2 protein-coding genes are annotated in these 667 nt (G+C 41.8%); both read left to right on the top strand.

The window, feature by feature from the left end:
* A partial coding sequence (locus EAO33_RS08885) for a transposase (RefSeq protein ID WP_235853170.1) occupies positions 1-201 on the top strand: 201 nt, incomplete at its 5' end.
* A 281-nt stretch (positions 202-482) separates the two neighbouring features.
* Positions 483-614: a hypothetical protein gene (locus EAO33_RS09800; RefSeq protein WP_268877465.1), complete on the top strand. Its 132-nt coding sequence runs from the start codon at positions 483-485 to the stop codon at positions 612-614.
* Positions 615-667: the final 53 nt, after the last annotated feature.

Below are 667 nucleotides of genomic sequence, written 5' to 3' on the forward strand. Positions count from 1 at the left end.
ATCTCTGCTTTTAACACCTTGCTAGAATATAAAGCCAAATACTATGGGCGTGAGGTTAAGCGGGTGGATGCTTTTTATCCTAGCTCTAAAACTTGTTCTAGTTGTGGTCATATCAAAACCACATTATTTTTAAACCCCTGGAAGTTTGCAGCAAAGGCTATGTTAAGATTGAGGAGACAGAACAAATGCGTGATTTTTTAGACCACTCAAGGAAAAAGATAAAATCAGCTTAATAAACTTCACCGCGTCCCGCCTTATCTACGCCTGAGTTTAGTTTCAATCCTCGCTCTCATGATACCCTCGTAACGAGGTTAGTCCTTGCAAATAAAGGAGTTTTGGGAGAACATCATTCATAGGTAAGATTTAAAAGATGTAAGCCAAGTTTTTTGAGTCATTACATCACAATCCCTTTAAGGTTTGCTCGATATGTTAGTCTACCTGTGTTATCATACCCACTCACTTTACAAATCTAAGGAGCTTGCATGCAACACATTTCCAACCAACTCTCCCAACACCTCAAAGCCACCAAGCGCACACACCGCTTGTTTTTATCCCTAGCCCAAGATATGGGGGGGGGGGGGGTGATGCCCTCCAAGAGGAGGTTAGCGATTTAAGCACTAAGTTTAGCCAACTCTTAGACACCCTCAACACCTTTAACAAAGCCCTA

Origin of the sequence: Helicobacter labacensis (assembly GCF_003660285.1) — a bacterium.
Classification (GTDB): domain Bacteria; phylum Campylobacterota; class Campylobacteria; order Campylobacterales; family Helicobacteraceae; genus Helicobacter; species Helicobacter labacensis.